This window comes from Iocasia fonsfrigidae (genome assembly GCF_017751145.1).
Taxonomy (GTDB): Bacteria; Bacillota; Halanaerobiia; order Halanaerobiales; family DTU029; genus Iocasia; species Iocasia fonsfrigidae.
Genome location: NZ_CP046640.1, coordinates 985,095 through 1,000,486, shown reverse-complemented (window position 1 = coordinate 1,000,486; position 15,392 = coordinate 985,095). Strand labels below are relative to the sequence as shown.

Below are 15,392 nucleotides of genomic sequence, written 5' to 3'. Positions count from 1 at the left end.
ACTTAAGCCCTCCCTTCAGCAATAATACCCATAATATTGGATTCATTTATTTCATCCCCACTTAATTCAGTTACTTTTTTCCTATCCCGTAAAACAGCAACACGCTGGCTAACCCTGATAACCTCATCAAGCTCAGAGGAAACAAAAATAATACTCATCCCCTCATCAGCAAGTGATAAAACCATCTTCTGTATCTCTGTTTTTGTCCCTACATCTATTCCCCGTGTTGGTTCATCCAGTATTAATAAATCAGGTTGGGTTATTAACCACCTGGCTAATATTACTTTCTGCTGATTTCCCCCACTTAAGTTTTTAACCTTCTGTTCTGCACTAGGGGTTGCTATCTTTAATAAATCTATATATTGATCGGCTATTCTCTCCTGTTCTTCTCTAGGTAAATACTTAAAACAGCCCCTTTCAACCTGTAAAGATAGAATTAAATTCTCCCGTACAGTCAAGTCATCTATCAAACCAGCTGTTTTTCTATCTTCCGGACATAGTGCAAATTTATTTTCCATGGCAGCCTTAGGATTAGTTATCTTTTTTTCACCATCATTAATCTTAAGCTGACCCCCTTCAGCAGGATTCAAACCAAAAATTAACTCAACCAGTTCTGTTCTCCCTGAACCAAGTAATCCAGCCAGACCCAGCACCTCACCCTTATGTAAAGATATATCAAAGGGGCTAATTTCACTATTGACTAACTGCCTACCTTCTATAAAAAGCTCGTCCGGTTTAGCTGTTACCTTGCTTTTTTCCTTGATATTCTCCAGTTGTTCTAAATCCTTACCGATCATTTTAGCTACCAGGTCCAGTTTGGGCAATGACTCAGTTGCAGATGTATCTACTATTTTACCATTTCTTAAAACAGTAACCCTATCTGTTATTTTATATACATCATCAATAAAATGAGTTATAAAAATAATTGCCATTCCTTCTTCTTTTAATTTCTCCATAATCTCAAATAGATTGCTAGTCTCATCTTTATCTAAACTGGCAGTAGGCTCATCCAGTACCAAGACTTTAGCTGATATCTCCAGTGCCCTGGCTATGGCAATCATCTGTTGAATAGCTACTGAAAAGCAAGATAGACTCTTTGTTACATCTATCTCATCTATATTAAATCTCTTTAATAATTCTCTAGCCTTAGTATTTATTATCTTCCAATCTATTTTTCCATTTTTAAGTGGCTCACGGCCTATAAATATATTCTCAGCAACTGATAAATTAGGACAAAGGTTTACCTCCTGATAGACTGTACTTATCCCTATCCGCTGGGCTTCAATTGGGTTAGCCGGCCTTATTTCCTTTCCTTTAAAATATATTTCTCCTTTTTCTGCCTGATGAACCCCTGTTAACACCTTAATTAAGGTTGATTTCCCGGCACCATTTTCACCCATAAGGGCATGTATTTCCCCTGAACTTAATTCAAAATCAACATCTGATAAGGCTTTAACCCCGGGAAATTCTTTGCTTATGTTTTTCATTCTAATAATCGGTTCTACCTTGGGCATCAGCATCTCCCCCTATTATTACTAATTTGAACTTTCTTATTTAAATATCAGTATAACATTTCCCCCTTTCTTTAACATTTGTTAGAAAGGGGGAAATACTCAATTAAAAATAGAAAGAAAACAGGTGTTTCTCTAAAATATAGTCTTTAAATTAATTTATTAATATTTTCTATTTGGATATTCCTCTAAAGCTACTTCCTGAGGGAAAATACCTTCTATAGTTTTGATATGTTCGGGCACTTTTTTACCGGCCATTATATCTTTAGCAGCTTGCATTAACTGATTTCCAAGAAGTGGACTGCATTCTACTGTGCAATTCATCTTACCCTGAATCATTGCTTCAAAAGCACCTTTTACTGCATCAACACCAATTATTATAATATCTTTACCAGGTTTTAGACCATATTCTTCAATAGCCTGAATAGCGCCAATAGCCATATCATCATTGTGGGAATATAAGACATCAATATTATCCCCTTCTGCTTTTAAGAAGGCTTCCATAACTTCTTTCCCTTTTGACCTGGTAAAGTCTCCAGATTGAGAGCGAATTATCTTATAATTAGGATAGTCTTTAATAACATCAGCAAAACCTGTTTTACGATCATTAGCAGGTGCAGAACCAACTGTTCCCTGGAGTTCAACTATATTTATCTGTTCATTACCTCTACCCTGTTCTTCCATATATTCTATTAACCAATTTGCTGCTTTTTGGCCTTCTTCCACAAAATCAGAACCCATGTAAGTAACGTAATATGAATCATCGGCAGTAACTGTTCTATCTACCAGTATAACAGGTATACCTGCATCCTTAATTTCTTGTAATACTGTATCCCAACCTGTTTCAACAACTGGTGAAAAAGCAATAACATCTACACCGCGGGCAATAAATGACCTGAGTGCTTTAAGCTGATTTTCCTGTTTCTGCTGTGCATCAGAGAAAATTAATTGAATATCTGGGTCTTCATCAGCAGCCCGTTTGATATCTTCAGTATTTGCTGTTCTCCATTCACTTTCAGCACCTATCTGTGAGAAACCCAATACGATTTTATCAGCAGCCATCACATTTAACGATAATCCCATGATCACCATAAGCAAGATAAACATTACCATTACTTTTGACATTTTCATAATCTAATATATCCCCCCATTTTTAAATTAAAAAACCAAAACCACCAGACAACTACTAAATCACCTGTTTTCTTCCTAAAATTTTATTATTACTTGTTTATTAAAACTTAAAATTTTTTGAATAATTTGTTGATTTGTAGAAAAAAATAAAAGATTATGCAAACTCAAAAACTTGTACTTACAACTCATCTTATTAAAATCTAATTTTCAACATAAATCTCTTATTTAATATTTTTTATTATATAATATTTAAAATACTCTAATAATTGTGGGCGATAATAGGTATAATTACTTATAAAATGCCTTTAATTTATTTTAAAAAAACTATAATATTTTTTATTAAATTATATTTATAGAAATAAGTGAACCAGCAGCCAATCATTGTACATACAGATCCAATTAAATTGTACATACAACTTGTATGATTATAATATAATATTTAGCATAAAATGTCAAGTGTTAATTTGCAATATAATTAATTATTTCCTTAGAATTAAAAAAATTGATGTGACTGTTAAAAACAGACACATCAATATAAAGAGGAGATATTTTTTTAAAGGTAGATGTTTTTTTATCTTTTTACCCTACCAGAGGCATTACCACCAGCAAGGGATTCCACTTCCTGAACACTTACCTGGTTGAAGTCTCCAGGGATTGACTGTTTAAGACAGGAAGCAGCTGCACCAAATTCAGCAGATTCCTGGAGGCTCTTACCGGTTAACCTGGAGTATATTAGTCCACCAGCAAAGGAGTCTCCTCCACCTACTCGATCTACAATATGAATACTATATTGATTTGATTTAACAAATTCACTACCATCATAAAGGACAACCAGCCAGTCATTGTCTGAAGCACTATGGCTAATCCTCAAATGACTGCCTACAAGTTCTAGATCAAATCTGTCGATTAGTTGTTGGGCAACATCTTTAAAACCATCAACATTAATATCACCACCGGTAATATCAGAGCCACTCTTAATGCCGAAAACCATTTCAGCATCTTCTTCATTAGCAATACATACATCAACATATTCCATTACCTTTGACATCACCTGTCCAGCGCGCTCTTTAGTCCATAATTTGGCCCTGTAATTAAGGTCACAACTCACCTTAACCCCATGTTCCTTAGCAGCTTTAACCGCCTGCAGGGTAATCTCAGACATATTTTCACTTAAGGCTGGAGTAATACCAGTAGTATGGAACCATTCAGCATCTGCAAATATTTCATCCCAGTTAAAATCATCAGCAGAAGCCTCTGCAATAGCTGAATAAGCCCTATCATAAACAACATTAGAAGGACGCTGGCTAGCTCCATTTTCACAGTAATAAATACCTAACCTATCACCACCACGGGCAATATAATCTGTATTAACTCCATAACGCCTTAAATCATTTAAAGCAGCCTGGCCTACAGGATTCTCAGGCACCTTGCTTGCAAAATAGGCATCTAGTCCGTAATTAGCCAACGATACAGAGACATTGGCCTCACCTCCACCATAGATAACATTAAACCTATCAGTCTGTACAATCCTCTTTAACTCTGGTGGGGTTAATCTGAGCATAATTTCACCAAAAGTAACAACTTTCTTGGACATAATATCATCCTTTCCTTTTATAATTCTTTTCTTATAAATACATGAACAAAATGGCTACGCCACCCAGACTTAATCAAAACATCAACTTTCTTAACTCAAACTATTTATTACCCATAGTTAATCAGCAAACTACTAACCAGACAAATATATTTGTTGGACGACTCTAGAAATTATCCGCAGGCAGGACGCCGAAGGAGAATTTCTCGACAGTAAGCGGAGGTAGGACACCGCAGCGCACGACAAGGGAAACAAATATATTTGTCGGTCTTCAAAGTTATCCACAATTTCAAAATTGCATAATTTCCTAAACTTGAACAAAATGGCTACGCCACCCAGACTTAATCACTAATTATTAATTTTTTCTTAGAACCACTTTTCACTCAAAGTTAACTACTCATCATAATAAACCAGACCAATATATTTGCTGGACGACTCTAGAAATTGTCTGGAGGCATGGACGCCGGAAGACAATTTCTCGACAGTAAACGAAGGCAGGACGCCATAGTGCACGACAAGGTAAGTAAATATACTGGTCGGTCTTCAAAGTTATCCACAATTTGAAAATTGCATAATTTTCTTAAAAACCCTTAATTTTCTCGTGCCTCTTTAATTCTCTTAATAAACTCCTTAGCAGTTCTAGTAACCTCATCATAGTCACCTTTTTTAGCCCCTGCAGTTAAGGCACTACCTGCACCAACTGCAAAACTACCTGCCTTAATCCATTCATGTACATTATCAAGACTTACTCCACCTGTTGGTAATAAAGGGGCCTGAGGAATTGGTCCTTTAATGGCCTTAATGATTTTAGGTCCAAATAATGTAGCCGGGAAAACCTTGACAACATCGGCGCCATACTGCATTGCCCTATGTACCTCAGTTACACTCATAGCCCCAGGCATAACTGCTTTCTGGTAACTGTTACATAAAGCAATGGTATCCTTATCCAAACAGGGTGATACAATATACTCTGCCCCAGCCAGCAAACAAGCGCGGGCTGTCTCAGCGTCAAGTACTGAACCAGCACCAATTAATATTTCATTATTCTGATAGGTATTAGCCAGTTCTTTAATAACATCTACCGCACCTGGTACAGTCATGGTAATCTCAATTGCCTGGATACCACCGGCCCTGACAGCCTCTGATATTTTTAAGGCCTGTTCTGAATTCTCTGCCCTGACAACAGCAACAATACCTGTTTCTTCAATTCTCTTTAAATTTTCAATCTTTGGGATCATTTGATCCACCCTCCTCAAAATTTATTTATGTTTTATATCATAAAACATAGTTTTGTTATTATTCTTTAATTATTTACTTCTATATTAACTCTAAAAATCCTGCATTTTTTAGCTATTTTTCTGTTTTAAATATTTCCTGTTTCATATATTTGTTCCAGACATTTTCAAACCAACTATCTTCCTGTGGTATTGCTTTGACTTCACCCCATTTAAACCTACATTGACCATTATTATATAATACCCTTTGAATCTTATCTGTTAGCAAACCAGCACTTATAGAAAAGCGGAAGGTCTCTGCTAGACCGGTTAAAGGTAGTTCTCCCTCAGGGTCATATACCAGATAAGACCCCCTACTCTTACCACCCTTTTCGATATAATCATTGATTGCCGATAAATATACATACTGGGTTATTAAGAGATCATGGTTTTGAAAGGCAAGGGGCAGTTCGTAAATACCGGCTAACTCAGTTGCTTCTACCAGTGACTGCAATTGCTTTTTAGCCTCTAGAGCACCTTCAGCAGCCTTCCTGGCAGAACGAATATGGGCCCCTTTACTGCTCATTCTTTCACCTATTTCCTGTCGAATCTCCAGTACATTTCCACTACCACTAGTATTGGCAGAAAAGGCTTCACCTAATGATATCTTATTCATAACCTGTTCCCCAACCAGGGAAATAAATTGCTGCTTATTTAATGGTTCTTCCTGATACCTGGCAGCTATATATTGGGCTGCCCTAGTACTACCTACCTGACCAGCATTTAGTGCAGTTCCCCCGGGCCGATAAACACCATGACTCCCATTAACCTCTCCTACCGGAAAGAAATGTTTTACATTGCTTTCCCACCAGATATTAGCAGATAATCCACCATTATTGTGTTGGGCAGAAACTGCAATCTCCAGATACTCATCCCTTAAGTCTATCCCGTTTTCCTGATAAAGGTCTACAGCTGGTTGATTCATCTGGGCAAGCCTGTCAATTGGCCTACCAAAAAGGGCCGCGGAGTTTTCCAGATACTGATAAGCCTCTTTACCTAAAAGGGAGAAGTCTAATTCACCATCCCTACTGGCCCAGCCGGGATTATGCCTAAAATCAAGATAGACTTTTCTTCCTTTAAGAACAGTCTCATTATAAACCAGTATATCTACAATAGAAGAAGCATAATTCTTTATTTTTTTAGGATCAAAAGGCCATTGATAACCCTTTAGAAATACAGCATCTAGCATTTTTCCAGGGTCGTCAAAATAACTATTAAGAAATTCCTTTTCATCACTGCCGTCCTGCTCAACTGAAATATACCTGGGTAAAACCTGCTGATAAGTACCAGATAGATTCCAACGAAATTTAACAGAGGCAATACCATATTGAGATTCTGTAAGATTTTTACCCATAACACCTGCTTCAAAAGCAAGTCCTGAAGCACCTGTCTGACTCTCAGGATAAACTGAACTGGCATAAATCCCAGCCGGTCCACCAGTAGCATAAACAATATTAGTACAGTTAAATAGTACATACCTATGATCTTGATCAGCTAGTTTATTAATATTTAAAGCCAACAGCCCAATTGCTCTTTTTTCATGAGCTTCTGGCTTAGCTGTCAATATTCCAATTACCTGATAACCATCAAATATTCTTATACCCTTCTGTCTAACCTGCTCTTCCAGTTTCTCTGTCATAAATTTCGAAGTCAAAGGCCCGGCAGAACTTGCCCTCTGTCTGGGGTCATGGTCTGTCTTATACCCTAAAAATTCACCAAATCTATTGTGAGGAAACGGAACACCTATATCTACTAAATGGTAAAAAGACTGTGCTGATAGGGCTGCTTCAACCAGGGCAAGATCTCCATCCATACTCCCACCGTTAAATAATGTCCTGGCCATTTCATAGACTGAATCATTTTCATTACCAGCTAAAGTCAATTTATAGTATGTCTGTTTATCAGAACCAGTATTCCTGGAGGTACCCATTTTAAGACCCTCTGTAATAATAGCAATATCTTTTTGCCCATAATTAAAAAGACGGTCTGCCGCATTAAACCCGGCAGCACCTGAACCTACTATAGCTGTATTGAGGGAAAATACCTCTACTTTAAAACCCTCAATTTCAATGACATCCCTTTTCATATTTACAGCCTCCTCAAATGAAAACCACCATCTACATTAATTACCTCACCTGTAGAAAAGCTCAATCTGCTCGAACACAGGACAGAAACAGCATTAGCTATATCTGCTGGATAACCCCATCTTTTAATAGGGGTAAGACCCCCTTCAATTAGTCTATCATACTTATCCTTGACAACACTGGTCATATCAGTATAAATAATCCCCGGTCTTATTTCATAGACATATATTCCATCTTCAGCTAAACGGTCAGCAAAAAGCCTGGTTAACATACTTATACCAGCCTTTGAGATACAGTATTCACTCCTATCTGTTGAAGAAGCATATGAAGAAAGTGATGATATATTAATTATCCGGGGGCTATACTCCAGATTATCTTTTTCCTTAAATGCCTTGACATCTCTAAGCATTATTTTAGCTACTGCCTGGGTTAGAAAAAATGTACCTTTTAAATTAATATTTAACACAAAATTAAAACTTTCCTCTGATGTTTCCAAAATATCATTTCTAACTTTAGGGGCTACACCAGCATTATTAACCAACAGATCAAGACGACCAAATTCTTGATAGGTTTCCGCTAAAAAAGAATCCCTATCCCCTGCAGAAGATAAATCCCCTGAATAATAAAATACAGGAACACCTGTTTTTTTGATCTCTTCAATCTTATCTTTTACTTTTTTTATTGATGAACGGGCTAAAATAGCCAAAGCAAAACCCTCTCTGGCTAACTGTAGTGCAACAGCATGCCCAATACCCCTTGAAGCACCTGTAATAACTGCAACCTTTCGCTCAATCATCCTCTTCCTCCTTAACAATATAATCTAATTTAACTGACAAGATTATTACACTAAGAATTGGCCTAATGGCCATCCAAACTTAATCAAAAACGTCAGCTTTCTTAACTTAACTATTTATTGTCCATAGTTAATCAATAAACTATTAACCAGACAAATATATTTGTCGGGTCTTAGAAATCATACATAATCCCAATTTCAATTAAAGAGTCTGTTCGAAAAGTATCAGTATATACCGCCAGGGATTATATATCCCTTCACTCAACGGTAACACCTTAACTTCGTTCAGGGATATATAATCCCCTATTTATGCCTTTCCGAACACACACTTAAAGCATTACAATTCTATTTTCATCTGCAGCTACTCTGGCCTTCAAACAGACCTCTGTTATATAAAATGAATCTTCAGCACTGACCAGGCATTTCCCCTTACCCCTTACTTGACTTAAAAAATCAAGAAAAATACCCTCACTATTTTCCAGGCTGACCTCCTGAACACCTTTTTTCTTACTATTTATTAAAAATACCCTCTCATCACAAACCTCAATAACCCCTTCAGTACCAGCAACTCTGATCCTATCATCACCATGGCTTCCTGCTGTATCCGGTCTTAAATAATCAATATTTACTGAGCCCATAGCCCCATTTGTAAGCCTAAAATGAAGCAGAGCACTTATCTCTAACTCACCATGGCCCTGATTATATTGGTTGGAATGGGCTGCATAAACAGTTTCAAATCTTTCCCCTGAAAACCAGTGTAACCAATCAACTGCATGACTCCCTACCCATGGTATTGTACCACCATAGGTCTCTCTTTTTTTATAGAATTCCGGCCTTGAACCCAATTTATAAGATTTCTGGGCATTCATCAATCGCACTTTTCCAACCGCTCCCTGCTGAACAAGTTTCCAGGCCGTCATAAAGCAGGGTTTATACCTAATACCAAACATCGCCGCCAGATGTAGATTGCTTTGCTGATAAAAGCGTTTTACACTTGCCAGTTCTGACAGATTAGTGGCAACTGGTTTTTCTACAAAAACATTAATACCACGTTTTAATACCTCCAGGGTAATTGAAGCCTGTTGATAGAAATGACTGGCCACAGCAACTACATCTGGTTGCAACTGTTCCAGCATCTCACGATAGTCATCAAAAACAGCCGGTTTTTCCTCCAGTTCCCCTATTTGCTCAGTAAGTTTATCAATCCCTTCTCCTTGAATACCAGCAGCAATTCCAACAATCTTGGAGTCTTTATCTCTCCTGACACCATCCAGGACATAATTTGTATGACCTGCCGAACCAATAATACATATCTTCACTGTCTACCTCCCTGTTTAACAAAACGGCCTAAAGACTATTCGGACTTAATCAAGTACATCAGCTTTTTTAACTCAAACTATTTATTACATATAGTTAATCAATAAACTATTAACCAGACAAATATATTTGTCGGTCTTCAATGTTATCCACAAAACTCAACTCTTATCAAAAACTTAAACAAATTGATATCTGTAATCAAACTAAGAATTTTAATTACTTATTGAAGGAAAATATTCATAAGCTGTTAAATCTACTTCCTTCCCTGGCTCTGTCCAATAAACCTCGGTCTCATCAGGAAGCTGCCAGTTATTATAACAATCCAGGAATAATTTACTTAAACCCTTAACATAGACTCCTCTCTCTCTACCGTCTTCATCCCTATCCTGCTCAATTAATTCATCTGGAAAATTACTTATTTCAGGCAGAGATTCCTGCATACCATTAACACAGATAACATGAGGTAAAGCAGCTTCAACACCGCAGAGATAAGATCCTTCACCTTTAATAGCATCCAGGACAGTCCATATTTTGTTAAATTTGTCTGCAAAAGGGTCACCATAAACCTTGTTTCTACCATCCTTAAATTCTGCTTTTATCTGATAATCCTTATCCTGGTCAAAATATATTATTGCCTGTTCAAATTCATAAGAAAATCTAGGATTTATTTTTTCCTGACTGGCATGTGTTGCCAGATAGAGTAGTTCTACACCCTGCTCAGTAAAAACACGGACCGCAGCAGTATCATAGTTATCAATATCATTAGCCCTATAAAGCTCAGCTCTTAATTTTACCGGCCAGGCACTTTTTTCAATCTCCTTACCCAACACATAAAACATATTATGGAGATAATGTGCAGTAGCATTATTAGCAACACTATCCAGTATCCACTGACCACTATCCCTCTTTTTACCAGCCCAGTTATTTCGCTTATAGTATTCAATATCCCTGGGCCAGCTAACCAGAGTCTTTAACCTGAGTGGTTTACCAAAAACACCAGCAATTATATCTTTTTTTAATAATTGAATAGCCTGACTAAAAGACCATTGATAAGCAATACCAACAGGTCTATCACTCTCCCGCTCAGCTTCAAGCATCTTTCTACCTTCTTGAACAGTTGCTGATAAAGGCTTTTCACAGATTACACCTGCACCATTATCTAAGGCCATTACTGTCTGACTGGCATGAAATTGAATCGGTGAAGAGATACACACATAATCAGCAGTATGTTCCTGATAAAAGTCTTCCATTTTACTAAATACAGGAATTCCCCTGCCTCGTACTTCTTTTATTTTCGGTGACTTTTCTGCATATGGATCAACTACAGCTGCAATTTGATAATCGCTCCTATTTCTATTATTTGCCAATTCATCAAAATAGTTTTTACCGTAACCACCTATGCCAACCAGTAAAACTGAAATTAAATCCTTCATGACACTAATCCCCCTCTGATCAATTTAATATAGAGAGGCAAAGATAAGATTTTATCCATATACTATTTCCTATGCTTTTTCTGCTTTATATTCTTCAAGTAATTTTTGATAGATTGGCAGATATACTTCTTTATCACGTATTACACAACCACTATGTTTTTTCTTTGCCTTCAATTCTGCACACTTACTACAGGTGACACATACCTTTTTAGTATTCATCTGACCATCTTTAACAATATCTTTAGCAAAATCCGGGTAAGCAAAAGCCTGTCTCCCAAAACCAATCATTTTTGCCCAACCATTTTTGATAACTCCAGCAGCTACATGAGGCGCAAATTGCCTTAACCAGGTATACCCAGTACCTACTACAATACAGTCATTAAGCTCCTCCTGAACTACTCTTCCCAATCTAAGTAAACGCTCCACCCCAATAAGTGGATGTTCTGGCGGTTTATAGCCAAGATTACCGGGCAAATCATAAGGACGGTTAATATGGGGATAAATGTATGGAGTAGCAGCAGTTACATTTATTAGTTTTACCCCCAGTTCTTCCATTTCCCTTACTAATCTCCGGGGCTCACTTAAATCTTCATTTCCTTTTTGATCAGTACCCCAGCCATATGGATATGGTATAGCATCATAGATATTCATTCTAGAAGCCAGGTCTATATCTACCCTTTCACTAATTTTGCGTACTGCATTTTTAAACAAACGGGTGCGGTTTTCATAATCCCCACCATATTTGCCATCCCTGGTATGGGCAGCCAGATTTTCTGAAAGCAGATAACGGTGGCAGGCCTTGACATCAACAGCATCAAATCCTGCTTTTTTCGCCAGTCTAGCAGCCCTTAAAAAATCATCTTCAAGGCTAGCAAGCTCTTCATCAGTCATTACTGCCTTACTACTGTCAATACCAGCAGCCTTATCAGCCAGTTCATGATGGAATAGTATATCCCTATTTTCACCAAAGCGACCTGAATGAGTCAGTTGGATTACCAGATACGGATTGAAATCATCCCCCATGGTTTCAATAGCTTTTTCTCTAATCATATCTACCATATTCTTGAACTCAGCAACTGTCTCTTCATTTAGATACAACTGTTTATTATTGGCCCTGCCTGACTCATTGACAGCTACCGCCTCAACCCAGATTAAACCAGCACCACTTTCAGCATATCTTTTATATCTCCTTAAGGTTAATTCACCAGGTCTACCATCACTGTTGGCATCTGCCCCTTCCATAGGGTGAATAGCCAAACGATTTGGTATAACCCTTTCAACAATCTTTATTTCTTCACCTAAAACATCAATATCTTTCTCTAGCGGACAGTTAAGATTAAGCCGTCTGATATCATCCTTTAACTCCCCCATTGTTTTGTAGTTAAACTTATTATTTCTCATATTAAGCCCCCTTGCTTTATAAATATTTTCTACTTTTCTTTATTTTTATTCAAGGAAATTCTTTCACCCTTCTCAGCAGATAAATATGCAGCATAGATTACTTTTAGGGTTTCTTCAGCTAAGTACCACCCTGATAAAGCTTCTTTATCTTCAATAATAGAATCCATAAAATCTTCCATTTCAGCAGGATATCCCCGCATCCAGTCTTCATCAGGGCTCGGATTACTCCACCCAGCAGTAGTTTCAATTTTTTCAGTAATATACTCATCAGCAAAAATTCCATCTATCGGTGCAAAGGCGGTCACAGCATTACTCTGACTCATATCAAGATTTACTACTGAATTAGTGGTAAAGACCCTCATTTCATTGCGTACACCACCAAGAACACAATCAGATGAAACAACAATAGCTTTGGTGCCATCACTAAAATTAATCACTACTGTAGCCCAGTCCTCTACATCAACCCATTCCTTGACCAGGAAGGAATTTTTATCTCTTTTGACAGCATCTAACTTACTGTTATAACTTACTTCCCCCACCACAGATTCAGGTATTATCGGCTGATTATGTCTATTTATTCCTTCAAAATACTTCAGGTGAATTACCCCTGCCACTGGATGGGCCCCCAGTCGGAGTAAAGCACCACCACCAGAGTTTTCCCATGTTCTGGAATATTGGGCATGTGAGCCTGAATGACTCTCTTCTGCTCTAATATCAAGGATAACACCATCACTCTTATTTAACAAATTGAGCATTTTTTGATATGGTGGGGCATATATCCAGTTTTCTGCATACATAAATTTTACTTTATTTTTATTTATTACCTCTTGGATTTCATTTATCTCCCTATTAATCTTTTGAAACATTTTTTCCCTTGATACTTCTTCTCCTACACGGTCTAAATTTAATTCCTTACCAAAGTATCCACTCAAAGGCTTTTCACAAATAATAGACTTACCTGATAATGCTATTTCCTTAATCATTACACCATGTAAATTTGTCGGGGTACAAATATCAATAACATCTATATCTTCTTGCTTAATAAGTTTCTTCCAATCGGTATAAATTGAAGGAATATTATGCTTTTCAGCAAATGACTTAAGTCTATTCTTATCTCGGGCAGCAACCCCAACAACTTCTACTTTACTATTCCTTAGATGGTTTAAAGCATTTAGATGGATATCAGCAACAAATCCAGCACCAATAATACCATACTTTACCTTCTTCATTTATATTCCCTCCAGAATAATAAAATCTATCCATCAGTTATAATTAGGAAGCATGTATTTAAAAAATTTAACATGCTTCCCAATTAGTAAGTATATCATTATTTATTTTTTTATAAGACTTACAGCACCTTTTTTGGTAGCACTCCAGAAATTTCTAAACCAGCTTGTTTTACTTAACATTGTCAGGATTGTTAAAGCAATAATAACAAGACTTATAGGTCGATTAAATATTTGCAGGATATTCCCCTCACTTACTATTAAAGCCCTTCGTAAATTTTTATCAAGAATATCCCCCAGGATTATACCAAGAACAAGTGGTGCTACCGGGTAATCCATTTCCTTCATCAAAAAACCTAGTAGACCAAAGACTACCATTATTGTAACATCAAATAGATTTGATTCCAGGGCAAAGGCCCCGATCACACAGAGTACAAATATAATAGGCATCAATTTTTCACGTGGTACCTGAAGTACTTTAACCAGCCATTTAACCATTGATAAACCCAGAACAAACATAGCAACTGTAGCCAACAATACCATTGCAACTGTCTGAAAAACAAATTCTGGGTTTTCAACCATAATTAAAGGTCCAGGTCTTACACCATGAATAAACATAGCAGCCATAAGTACTGCTGCAGGGGCAGACCCCGGTATACCTAAAGAAAGAACCGGAATAATAGTCCCTCCACAGGCAGCATTATTGCCACATTCCGCTGAAATAAGTCCTTCATAACTACCTTTACCAAATTTCTCTGGTTCTTTACTGGCATTTTTAGCAAAATCATAGGATACCCAGGCACCAATATCTTCACCAACACCAGGTATAGCCCCTACAAAAACACCAATAATTCCTGACCTAATAATTGTTTTCCAGTACCGTAAAACCTCTCTCAATTTAGGTATGATACGTGTTATCTTGGTATTAACTACCTGAAGTTTTTGGTTCTTCATAACCATTATAATTTCAGAAAATCCAAAGACCCCAACCATAGCTGGAATAAGGTCTATACCCCCAGCAAGATTAACATTGCCAAAGGAAAAACGTATGTGGGCATGTATACCTTCCATACCAATCATAGCTACAAATAATCCCAGAAAACCTGCTATCCAACCCTTGATAGGGTCTTTAGGCGCAGTAAGATTACCACAGATTACCACCCCAAAAATAGCTAAAGTAAAAAACTCAAAGGATTGAAAATTGAGAGCGAAATTCCCAATCAAGGGAGTAAAAACTGCCAGGCAAAATATTCCAACTACACTACCTAAAAATGAACCAGTAGTGGCAATACCAATCGCTCTTCCTGCTAGCCCCTGCTGGGCAAGTGGGTGACCATCAACTGCAGTAGCAGCATTTGCTGGTGTTCCAGGGATATTAAGGAGAATTGCACTCCTACTCCCTCCATAAATAGCCCCAACATAATTACAAATGAGAATTAATATTGCCTCACCTGCCGGCAATTTAAAGGTCAGTGTTGTTAATAAAGCAACACCCATTGTAGCTGTAAGTCCAGGAAGCATACCAATGATAATCCCTAACTGGGTCGCCCAGAGCACATTAAATAATGTCATTGGTTTCATAAAACCTGCCAGACTTTGAAGAAACATCATTAATCCATCAAACAATTCAA

At 37.3% G+C, this 15,392-nt stretch carries 11 protein-coding genes; all 11 read right to left on the bottom strand.

Annotated elements, in window-relative coordinates; genetic code table 11:
• Positions 1 to 2 precede the first annotated feature (2 nt).
• Positions 3 to 1,514, bottom strand: a complete 1,512-nt coding sequence (locus GM661_RS04745; protein WP_230868972.1) for a sugar ABC transporter ATP-binding protein — start codon at positions 1,512 to 1,514, stop codon at positions 3 to 5.
• A 159-nt stretch (positions 1,515 to 1,673) separates the two neighbouring features.
• Complete coding sequence (locus GM661_RS04740) at positions 1,674 to 2,618, bottom strand: ABC transporter substrate-binding protein (RefSeq protein ID WP_407929640.1); 945 nt, start codon at positions 2,616 to 2,618, stop codon at positions 1,674 to 1,676.
• 595 nt (positions 2,619 to 3,213) lie between these two features.
• Entirely contained in the window at positions 3,214 to 4,236 is a 1,023-nt protein-coding gene (locus GM661_RS04735; RefSeq protein ID WP_230868970.1) for a sugar kinase, read from the bottom strand.
• 587 nt (positions 4,237 to 4,823) lie between these two features.
• A complete protein-coding gene (locus tag GM661_RS04730) occupies positions 4,824 to 5,471 on the bottom strand; it encodes a bifunctional 2-keto-4-hydroxyglutarate aldolase/2-keto-3-deoxy-6-phosphogluconate aldolase (RefSeq protein WP_230868969.1) in 648 nt (215 codons plus the stop codon).
• 112 nt (positions 5,472 to 5,583) lie between these two features.
• A complete protein-coding gene (locus GM661_RS04725) occupies positions 5,584 to 7,593 on the bottom strand; it encodes an FAD-dependent oxidoreductase (RefSeq protein ID WP_230868968.1) in 2,010 nt (669 codons plus the stop codon).
• 2 nt (positions 7,594 to 7,595) lie between these two features.
• Positions 7,596 to 8,387, bottom strand: coding sequence for a 3-ketoacyl-ACP reductase (locus tag GM661_RS04720; RefSeq protein ID WP_230868967.1), 792 nt, complete (start codon positions 8,385 to 8,387; stop codon positions 7,596 to 7,598).
• A gap of 326 nt (positions 8,388 to 8,713) precedes the next feature.
• Positions 8,714 to 9,703: a Gfo/Idh/MocA family protein gene (locus tag GM661_RS04715; protein WP_230868966.1), complete on the bottom strand. Its 990-nt coding sequence runs from the start codon at positions 9,701 to 9,703 to the stop codon at positions 8,714 to 8,716.
• Between the two features lie 210 nt (positions 9,704 to 9,913).
• On the bottom strand, positions 9,914 to 11,134 hold the full coding sequence (locus tag GM661_RS04710) for a Gfo/Idh/MocA family protein (RefSeq protein ID WP_230868965.1): 1,221 nt from the start codon (positions 11,132 to 11,134) through the stop codon (positions 9,914 to 9,916).
• Between the two features lie 69 nt (positions 11,135 to 11,203).
• Positions 11,204 to 12,535 (bottom strand): oxidoreductase, encoded by a 1,332-nt coding sequence (locus GM661_RS04705; protein ID WP_230868964.1) that lies wholly within the window; start codon positions 12,533 to 12,535, stop codon positions 11,204 to 11,206.
• A gap of 29 nt (positions 12,536 to 12,564) precedes the next feature.
• On the bottom strand, positions 12,565 to 13,764 hold the full coding sequence (locus GM661_RS04700; protein ID WP_230868963.1) for a Gfo/Idh/MocA family protein: 1,200 nt from the start codon (positions 13,762 to 13,764) through the stop codon (positions 12,565 to 12,567).
• Positions 13,765 to 13,866: 102 nt separating this feature from the next.
• Positions 13,867 to 15,387, bottom strand: a complete 1,521-nt coding sequence (locus tag GM661_RS04695) for a tripartite tricarboxylate transporter permease (RefSeq protein WP_230868962.1) — start codon at positions 15,385 to 15,387, stop codon at positions 13,867 to 13,869.
• Positions 15,388 to 15,392 lie beyond the last annotated feature (5 nt).